14 protein-coding genes are annotated in these 15683 nt (G+C 59.7%); 4 read left to right on the top strand and 10 right to left on the bottom strand.

What is annotated here, in order from left to right; all coding sequences use genetic code 11:
• The first annotated feature begins 119 nt into the window (after nt 1–119).
• Nucleotides 120–1211: a calcium:proton antiporter gene (locus tag ALP40_RS23015; RefSeq protein ID WP_122210454.1), complete on the top strand. Its 1092-nt coding sequence runs from the start codon at nt 120–122 to the stop codon at nt 1209–1211.
• A 31-nt stretch (nt 1212–1242) separates the two neighbouring features.
• On the opposite strand, the gene ALP40_RS23010 is transcribed toward ALP40_RS23015, so the two are convergent.
• The 3 genes from ALP40_RS23010 to ALP40_RS23000 form a co-directional block, all read right to left on the bottom strand.
• Complete coding sequence (locus tag ALP40_RS23010; RefSeq protein ID WP_122210453.1) at nt 1243–2598, bottom strand: 8-oxoguanine deaminase; 1356 nt, start codon at nt 2596–2598, stop codon at nt 1243–1245.
• A gap of 285 nt (nt 2599–2883) precedes the next feature.
• Nucleotides 2884–3567, bottom strand: a complete 684-nt coding sequence (locus ALP40_RS23005; RefSeq protein WP_122210452.1) for an SDR family oxidoreductase — start codon at nt 3565–3567, stop codon at nt 2884–2886.
• Nucleotides 3568–3599: 32 nt separating this feature from the next.
• The gene (locus ALP40_RS23000; RefSeq protein WP_122210451.1) at nt 3600–3950 is read right to left on the bottom strand and encodes a MerR family transcriptional regulator; all 351 of its coding nucleotides are present in this window, start codon (nt 3948–3950) and stop codon (nt 3600–3602) included.
• Nucleotides 3951–4036: 86 nt separating this feature from the next.
• Here ALP40_RS23000 and ALP40_RS22995 point away from each other — a divergent pair, with 86 nt between their 5' ends.
• Nucleotides 4037–4480 (top strand): hypothetical protein, encoded by a 444-nt coding sequence (locus ALP40_RS22995; protein ID WP_122210450.1) that lies wholly within the window; start codon nt 4037–4039, stop codon nt 4478–4480.
• A 103-nt stretch (nt 4481–4583) separates the two neighbouring features.
• On the opposite strand, the gene ALP40_RS22990 is transcribed toward ALP40_RS22995, so the two are convergent.
• The 7 genes from ALP40_RS22990 to ALP40_RS22960 all read right to left on the bottom strand — a co-directional run bounded on the left by ALP40_RS22990 (nt 4584) and on the right by ALP40_RS22960 (nt 12564).
• A complete protein-coding gene (locus tag ALP40_RS22990; protein ID WP_122210449.1) occupies nt 4584–5510 on the bottom strand; it encodes an ABC transporter permease in 927 nt (308 codons plus the stop codon).
• The gene (locus tag ALP40_RS22985; RefSeq protein WP_122210448.1) at nt 5510–6610 is read right to left on the bottom strand and encodes an ABC transporter permease; all 1101 of its coding nucleotides are present in this window, start codon (nt 6608–6610) and stop codon (nt 5510–5512) included. Before ALP40_RS22985 ends, ALP40_RS22990 begins: the two co-directional genes overlap by 1 nt.
• An 11-nt stretch (nt 6611–6621) precedes the next feature.
• On the bottom strand, nt 6622–8175 hold the full coding sequence (locus tag ALP40_RS22980) for an ABC transporter ATP-binding protein (protein WP_122210447.1): 1554 nt from the start codon (nt 8173–8175) through the stop codon (nt 6622–6624).
• 512 nt (nt 8176–8687) lie between these two features.
• Nucleotides 8688–9281: a YigZ family protein gene (locus ALP40_RS22975; RefSeq protein ID WP_122210446.1), complete on the bottom strand. Its 594-nt coding sequence runs from the start codon at nt 9279–9281 to the stop codon at nt 8688–8690.
• 32 nt (nt 9282–9313) lie between these two features.
• Entirely contained in the window at nt 9314–9976 is a 663-nt protein-coding gene (locus tag ALP40_RS22970; protein ID WP_122210445.1) for a TetR/AcrR family transcriptional regulator, read from the bottom strand.
• A gap of 83 nt (nt 9977–10059) precedes the next feature.
• Entirely contained in the window at nt 10060–11457 is a 1398-nt protein-coding gene (locus ALP40_RS22965; RefSeq protein WP_122210444.1) for a uracil-xanthine permease family protein, read from the bottom strand.
• 186 nt (nt 11458–11643) lie between these two features.
• Nucleotides 11644–12564: a LysR family transcriptional regulator gene (locus ALP40_RS22960; protein WP_122210443.1), complete on the bottom strand. Its 921-nt coding sequence runs from the start codon at nt 12562–12564 to the stop codon at nt 11644–11646.
• Between the two features lie 110 nt (nt 12565–12674).
• On the opposite strand from ALP40_RS22960, the gene ALP40_RS22955 reads away from it, so the two are divergent.
• Both ALP40_RS22955 and ALP40_RS22950 read left to right on the top strand, forming a co-directional pair.
• Nucleotides 12675–14021 carry an aspartate aminotransferase family protein gene (locus ALP40_RS22955; protein ID WP_122210442.1) on the top strand — a complete coding sequence of 449 codons (1347 nt, stop codon included), beginning with the start codon at nt 12675–12677 and terminating at the stop codon, nt 14019–14021.
• Nucleotides 14022–14101: 80 nt separating this feature from the next.
• Nucleotides 14102–15595, top strand: coding sequence for a CoA-acylating methylmalonate-semialdehyde dehydrogenase (locus tag ALP40_RS22950; RefSeq protein WP_122210441.1), 1494 nt, complete (start codon nt 14102–14104; stop codon nt 15593–15595).
• Nucleotides 15596–15683 lie beyond the last annotated feature (88 nt).

Genomic DNA, 15683 nt, shown 5'->3' with positions numbered 1-15683 from the left:
CATTCCCATTCGGGGTATTTTTTGAAACCTTTTGTCACACCCTGCACTCTGAACGGCTTCACTGACAGACACCTTTACATACATCCGCGGCGATGTGTCGCAAGGGTTTGGGGAACAACATGGGCGCATTGCTCAAGCAAGAAAAGTTTTTACTGCTGGCGATCATCGCCACCTTCGCTGCCTACCCGCTGGAGCACACGCTGCTCGGCAATGGCCAGACGGTCGCCCTGGTGGCGGGTCTGGCCCTGGTAGGTTTCATTATTTGTGCATCGCTGCGCGTGGCGCATCATGCCGAAATGCTCGCAGAGAAAGTCGGCGATCCGTACGGCACGATGATCCTGACGCTGTCGGCGGTGCTGGTCGAAGTGGTGATCCTGGCGATCATGATGAGCAACGAGCCATCACCGACGCTGGTGCGCGACACCATTTACTCCGCAGTGATGCTCGACATCAACGGCATCCTCGGCCTCGCGGCGCTGATGGGCGGCATCAAGCACGGTGAACAGTCCTACAACGATGATTCGGCGCGTACCTACAGCGTCATGATCATGACCGCGATGGGTGTGTCGATGGTGGTCCCCGAGTTCATCCCCGAGGCGAACTGGAAGCTGTACTCTGCGTTCACCATCGGCGCGATGATCCTGCTCTATACCCTGTTTCTGCGCATGCAGGTCGGCCCGCACAGTTACTTCTTCAGCTACAGCTACCCCGACAAGAAGAAGCGCAAGGAACAACCCGAGGAACATGCCGAGCCGGTCAACCTGACGCGCTCCATCGCTACGCTTGTGGTCGGTGTCGTGGTCATTGGTGCATTGGCCGAAGTCATGTCCAAGACAGTCGACCTGGGCCTTGAAGGCACTGGCGCGCCGCCGGTCATGACCGCGATTCTGGTTGCGGCCATTTCCGCCTCGCCCGAGATTCTCACCGCGCTGCGTGCGGCGCTGGCCAACCGCATGCAGTCGGTGGTCAACATTGCGCTGGGTGCGTCGCTGTCGACCGTGATCCTGACCGTTCCGGTGATGGAAGCGATGGCGCTCTACAGCGGCCAACCGTTCCAGATGGCCATGACACCGGTGCAAACCGTGATGATCCTGATCACCCTGCTGGTGAGCGCGATCAACCTCAACGACGGTGAAACCAACGCCATCGAAGGCATGACCCACTTCGTGCTGTTCGCGACGTTCATCATGTTGTCGTGTTTGGGGGTTTAAAACCTGGCGTTGAGCGTTCGTCCATGAGCGCTCAACCCTGAATCAGCGCTCGCGCAGCCTGGCGGTGTTGCGCGATCAGTTGGTGCAGATCCAGCCCTTCGACCTGACCGTCGATCACCCGCCAGCGTCCTGCAATCATGACCCGATCCGCACGGTCTGCGCCGCACAGCAGCAGTGCCGACAGCGGATCGTGGCTGCCTGAGAAGCGCAGCTCATCAAGTTTGAACAGCGCCAGATCAGCCTGTTTGCCGACCGCCAGCTCACCGATGTCAGTGCGCCCCAGCAGTTGTGCCGAGCCCCGTGTGGCCCAGCCCAGTACGAGTTCCGGTGTGATCTTTTCTGCACCGTAACGCAACCGTTGCAGGTACAGCGCCTGGCGCGCTTCGAGGATCATGTTCGAGGCATCGTTTGAGGCTGATCCATCGACGCCGAGCCCGAGCGGCGCGCCTGCAGCCATAAGATCCAGCGCCGGACAGATACCGGATGCCAAGCGCATGTTGGAGCTGGGGCAATGACAAATCCCTGTGCCGGCTGCGCCCAGGCGTGTGATTTCGTCCGGATTGAAATGAATGCCGTGCGCCAGCCAGGTGCGTGGGCCGAGCCAGCCGACGCTGTCCAGATAGTCCACCGTGCGCAGCCCGAAGCGTTGCAGGCAGAAGTCTTCCTCGTCGAGGGTTTCCGCCAGATGGGTGTGCAGGCGTACGTCGAGCTTTTCAGCCAGTGCAGCACTTTCAGCCATGATCTGTGGCGTGACTGAAAACGGTGAGCAGGGCGCGAGGGCGATCTGGACCTGCGCGCCATCGCCGCGCTCGTGGTAGGTCGCGATCAGGCGCTGGCTGTCGGCCAGAATCACCTCGCCCTGTTGCACGGTTTGTTGCGGGGGCAGCCCTCCGTCCGCTTCCCCCAGGCTCATGGAGCCGCGCGTGAGCATGGCGCGCATGCCCAGTTCGCGAACGCTCTGTACCTGCACATCAATGGCGTGCTCCAGCCCGTCTGGAAACAGATAGTGATGATCGGCCGCGGTGGTGCAGCCAGACAACAGCAGTTCAGTGAGGGCGACTTTACTGGCGATGGCAAGCTTCTCGGGTGTCAGCCGTGCCCACACGGGATACAGCGTCTTGAGCCACGGAAACAGCGGCTGATTGACCACCGGCGCCCAGGCGCGGGTCAGGGTTTGATAGAAGTGGTGATGGGTGTTGATCAGGCCCGGCAGCAGCACGTGTTCACGCGCGTCGAACACCTGCGCACAGGGCAGGGTGGGTGGCTGCCCTGCGGCCAGCAGCTCAGTGATGACACCGTCCTCGATCACCAGACCGCCACGGGCGTCCAGGTCATTGGCAGTAAAAACAGCGAGGGGGTTTTTCAACCAGATACGGATCGCGGACATGGGCCGGCTCCTCTGAAAGTGGGGTTCAGGGTTAGCCAGCTCAGTGTTGCCCTGTCTGCTGATCCAGGGTGCAAGGCAGACAGCGCCTCAGCAAGGTCGGTGATTTTACTGAGGTGATCAGTTTTTAATCAAGTTGCGCTTTCAGGTGAATGTGACGCTGAGCGTCACGGGCGGCATGCCCACGCGCAGCGATGGGCACGATCGGGGTGGAGTCAAACAATTGATCGTTCCTCACGCTCTGCGTGGGAATGCCGCTCGGGACGCTCAGCGTCAGCTTTTGATCACCTACCAGGCAATCGTCTCGCCCTTGTAATTGATGAAGTGATGACCGCCCTTGCCCGCGTAGGCATTGAGCTGTTCAACCAGTCCGGTCGTGCTGGTCTGCACGTCGATGGCAGCATTCTCGCCACCCATGTCGGTCTTGACCCAGCCCGGGTGCAGTGACAACACCGTCGGGCGTGGCTCGGGCAGTTGAACCACAAAGCTGTTGGTCATCGAATTGAGCGCGGCTTTGCTGGCTTTGTACAACGTCATGGTTTCGCCGTCAGGGCAGGCCACGCTGCCCAGTACCGAACTCATGAACGCCAGTACGCCGGTTTCAGGGCGGATATGGTCGATGAAACGCTCGGCAAGGCGGATCGGCGCAATTGCATTGGTCAGGAACAACTGACCCAACTCGGCAGCGGTCGCTTGGGCGGCGCTCTGGTGCTTGGGCCCCATGATCCCGGCATTGACGAACAGCACGTCGAACACTTCACCCCTGAGCTTTTGCACCAGCACTTCCAGCGAAGCGGTATCGTCGATGTCCACCGCCTCAATTCGTACACCCTCGATGGCCTTCAGACTGTCGGCCTTTTGCGGGTCACGAACAGTGGCGGTGACCTTCCAGCCCTGTTCCGTCAGGCGTTGAACCAGCCCAAGCCCCAGGCCACGCGAGGCACCGATGATCAGCGCGGTTTTGGTCGTCATGAAAAAACTCCTTGGCAGATGTGAAGAGGTAGTCAGGGGCTCAGCGGGCACTGCTGACCCAGACGCTGATGCAGTTCGCCACGCAGTGCCGTGAGTTCGGCGATTCGCGTATCGATCAGCGCCAGCTTTTCCCGAAGCAGTGCCGCAATCGCGATATCCGGGGCGGGCGCCTTCCACAGTTCGGCAACATTGCTGCCGACTTCGTTCAGACTGAAACCCAACCGTTGCGCCACCTTGATGAACTGAACCAGTTGCACTGTTTCTACAGGGTAGTGCCTGTAGCCATTGGTGCTGCGCTGCGCAATGATCAGCCCGCGCTGCTCATAGAAACGCAGCGTGTCACGACTGACGGCCGTAGCTTCTGCCAGTTCACCAATACGCATCGATAAAACGTCCTTGAAAGTGCTTGACCCTGGAGCTTACTCAAGCCTTTAGCCTGTGGGAATCTCAACCAGCAGGAAGCAGGGTCATGTGGACATCCCGGCAATACCGTCAAGTGGTCAAAGCCAGCGGTTGGTACGACCTTATCATCACTGCGGCCTTCATCACTCCGTGGAGTTTCGCCGCACTGCATGGTGCGCTGAGTGTCTTGAGCCAGTCCTGGAATCTGTCAGGAGAACTGCCAGCCTTTGCGCCCATTCACATGCTCATGGCCAATCTCATGGGGTCGATTGTTTGTGTGTGGGCAGTTCTGAGGATCCGCAACCCGCAACCTTTGTTCGGGCGCTACGACGCAGCCGGTCGTGTGCTATTCGCGACATGGCAAGCCTACGCCTTGGCGCAGGGCGCCAGCAGCCTGTTGATCGGTATTCTGGCAGCGGAACTGTTCTGGGCCATCTTGCAGCTGTGGCCGATGCGCTGCGATGTCGATTCATCGAACACCGCTGCCGCGCAACAAACAGAGAACCCGTAGGAGCGAGCTTGCGCGCGAAGGCTATAGCCCAGGCGCAGCATTTCGGCTTTGCGCCCGGATCGCTCCCACAAAGTGATGTATCACGCGTACATGCCGTTCTTCCTCAATGCCCCGCCCGCCAAGGCTGGCCCAGTGAAACCGGTGCATACAGCCGGGTGCGCAATGCGTCGCGGGACAGCAGCACCAGAACGATGATGGTCGCGACGTAAGGCAGCATGGCCAGCAGGTTGGAGGGGATCGCCAGGCCGATGCCTTGGGCGACCAGGTGCAGGATGCTGGCCAGGCCGAACAGGTAGGCGCCCAACAGCAGGCGCCACACGCGCCAGCTGGCGAACACCACCAGCGCCAAGGCAATCCAGCCGCGCCCGGCGCTCATGTTTTCGGCCCACATGGGCGTGTAGGCAAGCGACAGGTAAGCGCCCGCCAAACCCGCCATTGCGCCGCCGAACAGCAAGGCGAGGGTGCGCACCCGCAACACCGGCAGGCCCATCGCACTGGCCGCATCGGGGCTTTCGCCGACTGCCTGAATGATCAGGCCGACGCGGCTTTTCAGCAGCGCCCAGGCCACCAGTGCGAACAAGGCAAAAGACAGGTAGACCAGCAGGTCTTGGGCGAACAGCATGCGGCCGATCAGCGGGATATCGCTCAGAAACGGAATCGCGACCGGCTCGAAACCGCTGAGTGGCTTGCCCACCCAAGCCGCCCCGACAAAGCTCGACAACCCGACGCCGAAGATGGTCAGCGCCAGGCCAGTGGCCACCTGATTGGCGTTGAACACCAGCGCCACTAGCGCGAGCAGTGCCGAGAGCAGCATGCCTGCCAGCATCGCCAGCAACACACCCAGCCAAAGATTGCCGGTACTCAAAGCGATGATGAAGCCGATCACGGCACCAAACAGCATCATGCCTTCCTGCCCCAGGTTGATCACGCCGCTCTTTTCACAGATTAGCTCGCCCAGCGCGACCAGCAGCAGCGGGGTACCGCAACGCACCATCGCGTAGAAAATGTTGCTCAGCAGATCGATATCCATCACGCGGCTCCCACGGCAGGCGTCATCTGACGCTTGGCCCAGCGCGTCTTCAGGCGTGGGCGGTAAAGAATCAGTACGTCGCAAGCCAGCAGGAAGAACAGCATCATCCCCTGAAACAACTGGGTGATGGCGGGCGGCAGGTTCAGGGTCATCTGCGCGCTTTCGCCGCCCAGATAAAGCAACGCGATCAGCAGACTGGAAAACAGAATGCCAATCGGGTTGAGGCGCCCTAGAAATGCCACGGTAATTGCCGCATAGCCATAGCCCGGCGACACCTGTGGCACCAGTTGCCCGATGGGGCCGGCGACTTCCGAAACACCCGCCAGCCCGGCCAGTGCGCCGCTGATCAGCAATGCCAGCCACACCAGGCGCTTCTCGCGAAAGCCGACGAACCCGGCGGCGCGTTTGTCCAGGCCCAACACCTTGATCTGGAAGCCGATAAAACTGCGCTGCAGCAGGATCCATACCGCGACCAGCGCCAAGAGTGCGAAATACACGCCGACATGGGCGCGACCGTCTTCCATCAGCAGCGGCAGACGGCTGGCGTCGCCGAAGGTCGCGGACTCCGGGAAGTTCATGCCCGCAGGATCCTTGAGCGGCCCGTGTACGAAATACAGCAGCAGGTTCAGGGCGATGTAGTTGAGCATGATGCTGGTGAGGATTTCGTTGGCGTTGAACTGCGTGCGCAACCAGGCCGTTACCCCGGCCCAGGCCGCGCCTGCCAGCGTGCCCGCCAGCAGGACCATCACCAGTGCCCAGCGGCTTTCCATTTCAATGATATTGACCGCCACCGCACTGCCCGCCAGCGCACCCAGCAGCAGTTGCCCTTCGGCACCGATGTTCCAGATGCGCGCTTGGTAGGCGACTGCCAGGCCCAGCGCACACAGCAGAATCGGCAGCGTCTTGACCATCAGTTCCGACAGACCGTACAGGTCGCTGACCGGTGCGATCAGCAAGGTTTGCAAGGTCACCCAGGGATCGAGCCCCAGGGCAATGAACAGCAGCGATCCGCACGCCAGCGTCAGCACGGCGGCCAGTAGCGGAGAACACCACAACATGGCGCGCGATTGCTGGCCGCGCGGTTCGAGAGAAAGCAGCATGGTTTGCTCCGTTAACCCGGCGTTTGGGCCTGGGTGTGAGAATGATCGAACTGACCGGCCATCCAGCCGCCGATTTGCACGGGGCTGGTCTGCGTCGTCGGGATCAGGTCGGACAGTTGTCCACCGCTCAGCGCGGCGAGGCGGTCGCTGATCTGGAACAGTTCGTCCAGGTCTTCCGAGATCACCAGAATCGCCGCACCGGCATCGCGCAAGGCGATGAGCGCACGATGGATGGCCGCTGCTGCGCCAACGTCCACGCCCCATGTCGGATGCGCGGCGATAAGCAGTTTGGGGTTCTGCATGATCTCGCGACCCAGAATGAATTTCTGCAGGTTGCCCCCCGACAGGCTGCGGGCTGCCGTCTGGGCGTTCGGCGTCTTAACGGCGAAGCGGCGGATGATTTCATCGGCCAGCGCACGCACCTTGCCACGCTGAATCAAACCGTTGCTGACCAGACCTTGCTGGAATGCCGTGAGCAACGCGTTGTCGGTCAGGCTCAGATCCGGCACCGCGCCGTGACCCAGGCGCTCGGCGGGCACAAAGGCAAGACCGCGCTTGCGCCGGGCATCGGGACGCAGATGGCCGACCGGCGTGTCAGCGAAACGTAGCGTAGCCGCCTGGGCGTTGGGCAATACCTGTTCGCCGCTGAGCAGGGCCAATAACTCATCCTGCCCATTGCCCGCCACGCCTGCGATCCCCACGATTTCGCCGCTGCGCACCTCAAGGCTCAGTTCCTTCAAGGAACAACCGAACGGATCAGGGTTGTGCCACGACAGTCGCTCGACCCGCAGAAACGGTGCCGTGCCGCTGACTTTTTCATACTGCGCTGTCAGGCCTTCCGCATCGCCGACCATCAGCCGTGCCAGTTCCAGGTCCGAGCACTCTGCCGGGACGCAATGCCCGGACACCCTGCCGTTTCGCAGTACGGTCGCGCTATGGCACAAGGCGCGCACTTCGCCCAGCTTGTGGCTGATAAACAGGATGCTGCAACCTTCCGACGCCAGGTGCCTCAGGGTGACGAACAACTCCTCAGCCTCCAGCGGCGTGAGCACCGATGTGGGTTCGTCGAGAATCAGCAGGCGAATGTCCTGCATCAAACACCGAATGATTTCCACCTTCTGCCGCTCGCCAATCGACAGACTATGCACCAGCCGCTGGGGCTCCAGCGCCATGCCGTAGCGCTGCGAGACTTCACGGATGCGCGGCTCCAACTGCTTGGGGGGGCCTGCTGCCGCGCCCATCGCCAGCGCAATGTTCTGCGCCACGCTCAAGGTTTCGAACAGTGAAAAATGCTGAAATACCATGCCGATGCCCAGGCTTCGGGCCTGTGCGGGGTTGCGCATGGTCTGCGGTTGGCCTTGCCAGACGATGGCGCCGGAATCCGGCTGAGTCACGCCGTAGATGATCTTCATCAACGTGCTTTTGCCCGCACCGTTTTCGCCCAGCAGGGCGTGGATCTCGCCTGGCTGGATGGACAGGTCGACAGCGTCGTTGGCCAGACAGCCGGAATACCGTTTGGTGATGTGGCGCAGCTGGAGACGCGCAGGTGTCGCGTGGTTTGACATGTCGGGCTCTGATGCAGAAGAGGGGCGCCCGTTGCTAAAGCAAATTCCTGGCCAGGGGGTCAGCTTTTGTTGGCGCGCCCTGAATCAAGCCTTTCGAAACGGCTCGTTGGGGTCGCTCTCATGATTTCAGCACCAGTTCGGGGCGCTCCGATCAACAGTGAGGGCCAATATGGCTCATTGATTTGAACAAAAAATGTACAGCTGTTCGCGAAGCCGATCCGCCAAGCCGCTGCGAGACCCTTGCACCTGTTATCCACAGGTTGTTCCACAGTTCCTGTGCGAAACGCGCCGAACCGAGAATAACGCCTGCGCGCTTAGGTGCTAACGGTGCTAAAGGTCGTTAAATGGCTGTTTTCTCGGTGATTTTATGGATGGCTGAGCATATTGTCTAAAAAGTGATCAAATGCCTGAGGCGCTTACCGGATAAGGCCTGCGGCGATATGTGCTCAGCTTATCCACAGTCGGATGCACAGCAGATGTGGGCAACTGTGCACACATGGATGAACGCTTGATTACAGCGTCGACGCGCTGTGCAGAACGATCCTGCCCCGACTCAAATCGGCCAGTTGGCGTTGCAGGGTTTCGACGTATTCCGAGCCGACGGCGACCACTAATTCCACGCCGTTGGCGGTGAAGTGTTCGGCTTCGATCAGCCCGCTCGATTCCGCCAGGCGAACCTTGACCAGCGCCAATTCGCTGAAGCTGCACTCAAGGTTGAAGGATGACCGATTGACCCGTTCCACGCGTGCCGCCTGTTGCAGGCATTTGTTGGCGCCGCCGCCATAGGCACGGGCCAGGCCGCCGGTGCCGAGTTGAATGCCGCCGTACCAGCGAATCACCAGCACCACGACTTGATCGAACCCTTGCGCCTCGATCGCTGCGAGAATCGGACGACCAGCAGTGCCGCCCGGCTCACCGTCGTCATTGCTGCGGTACTGATCGCTCAGTTTCCATGCCCAGCAATTGTGCGTAGCGTTCAGATCGCTGTGTTGCTCAATGAACGCCTGCGCGTCGGCCGGGCTTGCGATAGGGGCGGCGAGGGTGATGAAGCGGCTCTTGCGAATCTCTTCACGAAATTCGCAAGGGCCTGCGAGGGTAAAAGGCATGCGTCTATCCGACTGGTAACAAGGCACGGATTCTACAAGGCTGGTGGCGTCAGCCCACAGCCTTTGAGGATGATTCTGATCAGGTTTTCGCTGGCTTCGTCCATGTCTTGCCGCGTCAGGCGCGTGCGCCCGGTCACGCGGCAGATCTGAGACGCGAAGTCGGCGTAGTGCTGGGTGCTGCCCCACAGCAGAAAAATCAGGTGGACCGGGTCGATTGCGTCCATTTTTCCGGCATCGATCCAGGCCTGAAAGATCGCTGCCCGCCCCTGAAACCAAACGCGGTAATCCTGGCTGAAATATTCGCTCATGCACTCGCCGCCGCTGATGATCTCCATCGCGAAAATGCGTGATGCCTGGGGCTGGCGACGCGAGAACTCCATCTTGGCGCGGATGTAGCGTGCCAAGGCTTCTGCAGGATCGTCATCCACACTCAAGGTGTTGAAGGTGCTGTCCCACAACTCGATGATGTTGCTGAGCACCGCAACGTAAAGCCCCAGCTTGTTGGTGAAGTAGTAATGCAGGTTGGCCTTGGGCAGTCCGGCCTTCAGCGCGATGGTGTTCATGCTGGTGCCCTTGAAGCCGTGACGGGCAAACTCGTCCTCGGCGGCCTTGATGATGGCTTCTTCGTTCTTCTGACGGATACGGCTGGCGGGCTTGGCAACGTGAGTGCTGTGCGCGGGGACTTGAAGGGTCATGGGCAATTCCGGGCAGGTCATGGGACGCAACGGACGAACAGATAACGCACCTGCGGGCATCCCGCAAGCACAGGCCATGCAAATTAGCGTTGATGTTCAACCGGTTCGGCGTGCTGGGCCGCTTGCCGGGCCGCGACGCAGGCTTTGCGTTCTGGAAGCAGCAGGCACATGACAATGGCTGTGAGGCCGCCACTGGTGATGGCCGAGTCGAACAGAGTCTGCACAAGGTGCGGCATATGGTGCAGCAAAGCCGGTTGCGAGGCGATGCCCAGTCCAACACCGAACGACGTTGCGATAATCAACATGCTGCGACGATCCAGTGGCGATTGGGCGAGAATCCGCACACCTGCCGCCGCGACGCTGCCGAACATGACCAGCGTCGCGCCGCCCAGCACCGGTTTGGGAATCTGCTGAACGATGGCGCCAATGTGCGGAAACAGCCCCAGCACGAACAGGACGGCCCCGATGTACAGACCGACATAACGGCTGGCGACGCCGGTCAACTGGATAACGCCATTGTTCTGAGCAAAGGTGGTGTTGGGAAATGCGCTGAAAGTGGCGGCCAGCATGCAGCTCACGCCATCCCCGAGAACACCGCCTTTGAGTCTGGCCACGTAGCTTGGGCCGCTGATGGGCTGCTTGGCGAGCATGCAGTTGGCGGTCAGGTCGCCGACCGTTTCGATGCTGCTGATCAGATAAATCAGCGCAACCGGCAGGAAAGCGCTCCAGTCGAAATTGAAACCGAACCGAAATGGCACTGGAACGCTGATCAACGGCAGGTCATGAATCGGCTGTGGAACGAGCTTGCCGCTGAACCAGGCCGCCAGGCTGCCCACGGCCAGGCCGATGATGATCCCGGACAAGCGAACCCACGGCGTGTCGGAGCGGTTGAGCGCGATGATGACCACCAGCACGAATACCCCGAGCGCCAGGTTCAAGGGCGAGCCGAAGTCTGGTGCGTTGAAACCACCGCCCAGGTCCGTGACGCCGACCTTGATCAGGCTGACGCCAATCAGCGTGATCACGATACCTGTCACCAGCGGCGTGATGACGCGCCGCAATTGTCCAATGCAACGGCTCAGCACGATTTGCACCAGTGCGCCGAAAAAACACACGCCGAAGATCATCGCCATGATGTCTTCCGGACTGCCGCCACGCTGCTTGACCAGAAAGCCTGCCGATAACACGGCGCCCAGAAAGGCAAAGCTGGTGCCTTGCAGGCAGATCATGCCGGCACCGATACCGAACGGACGACGTGCCTGGATGAACGTACCGACTCCGGACACCATCAGTGCCATGCTGATCAGGTAAGGCAGGTAGGCGGTGAGGCCCAGCGTCGAGCCGATGATCAGTGGCGGGGTAATGATGCCCACGAAGCTGGCGAGAACGTGCTGCAGTGCCGCCAGAATGGCCGTCAGTGGTTTGGGGCGGTCGTCGAGTCCGTAGATGAGGTCACTGTTGTCGGCTGGATCAGGCTGCATGGCGCACTCTCGGATCAGGAAATGCCATGAGCTGGCGTGTCGTTTGCCCTATTCACTGCAAAAAGCTGTCCACCTGCTCAGGTAAGTGATCGAGAGCGACTTTTTTTGCCTGTCAGATCAATAGGCTGGGCCGGGTCGAGGTCGTTCTGCACTGCGCGCGTTCCGGCGTTGCGTTGCCAATGTGTTTCATTGGGTAGCAGCCAGGGACTCCAGGAAACTTTCCAGCACCATATGAGGGCGCCGCCCTTTGCGCGTCACGGTTACCAGACTCAGGTCGTAGAATCTTGAGTCAGGCTTCAAGGCACGCAGCCTGCCTTGCCTGACCCAGGCTTCGGCGTAATGGTCTGGCAGATAACCGATGTAGCGTCCGGTCAGAATCAGAAACGCCATCCCCTCACGATCAGACGCACTGGCAGTACACCGGAGCGACTGGTATTGAGTCTGGATATCGGCCGGCAGCCTGAAAGTAGGGGCGATGGCGTCCTGTTCGGCAAGGTGCTCATCGTCCAGCAATGAATCCGGTGCGTTGAACAATGGGTGTCCTGCGGCGCAATAAAGCAGCGAACGCTCACTGTAAAGCGGCAGGTATTCAAGACCGGACAGCACGCTGACCTGAGGCACAAAACCGACATGCAACCGGCCTTCAAGCACCCCTTGCTCCACTTCGGCCGGCGCGTTCATGCGGATGTTGATATGCACCTCCGGCCCTCGCTCCTTGAGTTGCGAAAGCGCCTGGGTGATGCGCATGTGGGGCATGGTCACCAGGTTATCCGTCACACCAATGTTCAGCTCGCCGCGCAGATGCTGATGCAGGCCGTTGACCTCGGTTCGAAAGCTTTCCAAGGCGCTCAGCAGTTGCAACGCCGACTGGTAGACCTCGTTGCCTTCATCGGTCAGTGAGAAGCCGGCCCTGCCTCGTTGGCAAAGGCGCAAGCCCAGACGCTGCTCTAGATCGCTCATTTGCTGGCTGATGGCGGAGCGACCAATTCCGAGGGCGCTTTCAGCGGCCGAGAAGCCTCCAGCCTCGACTACGCTCTTGAAAAGGCGTAACAAACGAATATCAAAATCGCTGACTTGTGCAAGAGGATCGGTGCGGCGGACGCTCATTGTTTAGTCTCCACCGAACTAAAGATCATAAAAGTTAGATTTTTCAGATTTGATCTCCGTGGCACCTTACCGAAATAACTGCTTGCTCAAGCACACACGAGGTCGCTCCAATGAACATGCTCGAGTCGTCCGATCATCCCGTCGCCAGTCAACTGAAACTGGATGCTCACTGGATGCCCTACACCGCCAATCGAAACTTCCAGCGCGATCCGCGCATGATCATTGCGGCGCAAGGCAGCTACCTGACAGATGACAAAGGTCGCAAGATCTATGATGCGCTCTCGGGGCTTTGGACCTGTGGAGCCGGGCATACCCGCAAGGAGATTCAGGAGGCCGTCTACAAACAGCTGGGTGTGCTGGATTATTCGCCAGGCTTCCAGTTTGGTCACCCTTTATCGTTTCAATTGGCGGAGAAAATCACAGATTTGACGCCAGATAATCTCAATCATGTGTTCTACACCAACTCCGGGTCAGAATGCGCGGACACCGCAGTGAAAATGGTGCGTGCCTACTGGCGTCTGAAAGGGCAGTCCTCCAAGACCAAAATGATTGGGCGCGCTCGCGGCTACCACGGCGTGAATGTGGCTGGCACCAGCCTTGGCGGTGTTAATGGTAACCGCAAGATGTTTGGCCAGTTGATGGACGTCGATCATCTGCCCCACACATTGTTGGCCAGCAACGCTTATTCCAAGGGCATGCCGGAGGCGGGCGGCATCGCTCTGGCTGACGAGATGCTCAAATTGATCGAATTGCACGACGCATCGAACATCGCCGCCGTGATCGTCGAGCCAATGGCGGGTTCTGCGGGTGTAATTGTGCCACCGCAGGGCTATCTGAAGCGTCTGCGTGAAATCTGCGATCAGCACAACATCCTGCTGATTTTCGATGAGGTCATCACCGGTTTTGGTCGCACGGGTGCCATGTTCGGTGCCGAGAGTTTCGGCGTGACGCCTGACTTGATGTGCATTGCCAAGCAGATCACCAATGGTGCGATCCCGATGGGTGCGGTGATTGCCAGTAGCGAGATCTACCAGACATTCATGAACCAGTCGACGCCGGAGTACGCCGTCGAATTCCCGCACGGGTACACCTACTCGGCACACCCCGTGGCCTGTGCGGCTGGGCTAGCGGCACTTGAGCTGTTACAGCGTGAGCATTTGGTGCAGCAGGCGGCGGACATCGCGCCTCACTTTGAGCGTGCTTTGCATGGCATCAAGGGCAGCAAAAATGTCGTGGACATCCGCAATTATGGACTGGCTGGCGCGATTCAACTTGCGCCTCGCGATGGCGACGCCATCGTGCGGCCGTTCGAGGCCGGTATGAAGCTTTGGAAAGCAGGCTTCTACGTTCGTTTTGGCGGTGACACGCTGCAGTTCGGACCGACCTTCAACAGCAAGGCGCAAGACCTTGATCGACTGTTCGACGCTGTCGGGGAAGCCCTGAATCTGATCGACTGACCGTCCCCGCCTGCAGCCTTCTTATATAAGCACCAGGCGCGAAGCGATTTGCGTCTGCTGGAAATCTTTTGGAGCTTTTCATGAGCAGCATTCAACATCTGATTCACGGTGAGTTCGTTTCTGACGGCGGGCGCACGGCTGATGTGTTCAATCCGTCGACCGGCCAGGTCGTCCACACGGTGGCGCTCGCGAGTCGTGAAACCGTTCAGCAAGCGATCGACTCTGCCAAATCCGCATTCCCTGCCTGGCGCAATACCCCGGCGGCGAAACGGGCTCAGGTGATGTTTCGTTTCAAGCAATTGTTGGAGCTGAACGAAGGCCGTATCGCTCAACTGATCAGCGAAGAGCATGGCAAGACACTGGAAGACGCGGCGGGGGAGTTGAAGCGCGGCATCGAAAATGTGGAATACGCGTGCGCTGCGCCTGAAGTGCTCAAGGGTGAGTACAGCCGCAATGTCGGCCCGAACATCGATGCCTGGTCCGATTTTCAGCCGTTGGGGATCGTTGCAGGTATCACGCCATTCAACTTCCCTGCGATGGTGCCACTGTGGATGTACCCGCTGGCGATCGTCTGCGGTAACTGCTTCATCCTCAAACCGTCCGAGCGTGATCCCAGTTCCACATTACTGATCGCTGAATTGCTGCACGAGGCGGGGCTGCCTAAAGGCGTACTCAACGTGGTGCACGGTGACAAAGTGGCGGTGGATGCACTGATCGAAGCGCCGGAAGTGAAAGCCCTCAGTTTTGTCGGTTCTACGCCTATCGCCGAGTACATCTATAAGGAAGGCGCCGCGCGGGGTAAACGTGTTCAGGCATTGGGTGGCGCTAAGAACCATGCGGTGCTGATGCCGGATGCGGATCTGGACAATGCGGTCAATGCCCTGATGGGCGCGGCTTATGGTTCGTGCGGCGAGCGCTGCATGGCGATCTCGGTTGCCGTTTGTGTCGGTGATCAAATCGCCGATGCGCTGGTGGCGAAGCTGGTTCCGCAAATCCAGAGTTTGAAGATCGGCGCGGGTACGACGTGCGGGCTGGACATGGGGCCGTTAGTCACGGGGCAGCATCGTGACAAAGTCAGCGGCTATATAGAAGACGGCGTTCAGTCGGGGGCGGCCTTGGTGGTTGACGGTCGTGGCCTTGAGGTTGCCGGTCACGAACAAGGCTTCTTTATGGGCGGATGCCTGTTCGATCGCGTGACGCCAGACATGCGCATCTATAAAGAAGAGATCTTCGGGCCGGTGCTGTGCATCGTGCGCGTCGACAGCCTTGAGGCAGCCATGCAACTGATCAACGATCATGAGTATGGCAACGGCACCTGCATCTTCACCCGTGATGGGGAGGCGGCGCGTCTGTTCTGCGACGAGATTGAAGTGGGAATGGTCGGGGTTAACGTACCTTTGCCGGTGCCTGTTGCGTATCACAGCTTTGGAGGCTGGAAGCGTTCTCTGTTCGGTGATCTGCATGCTTATGGGCCGGATGGGGTGCGTTTCTACACCCGTCGCAAGGCAATTACTCAGCGCTGGCCGCAGCGGGCGAGTCATGAGGCATCGCAGTTTGCGTTTCCCAGCTTGTAATTGAGCGAGGCCTGGATGGATATGGCCCCGTGTTTATTGGGGGTAGTGAAATAGATCTCAGGTTTTAGAAAATAACGGTTGACGCGCT

Source organism: Pseudomonas viridiflava, assembly GCF_003702045.1.
In the GTDB taxonomy this organism is placed as follows: Bacteria; Pseudomonadota; Gammaproteobacteria; order Pseudomonadales; family Pseudomonadaceae; genus Aquipseudomonas; species Aquipseudomonas viridiflava_C.
This window is presented reverse-complemented; position numbering and strand designations above follow the sequence as displayed.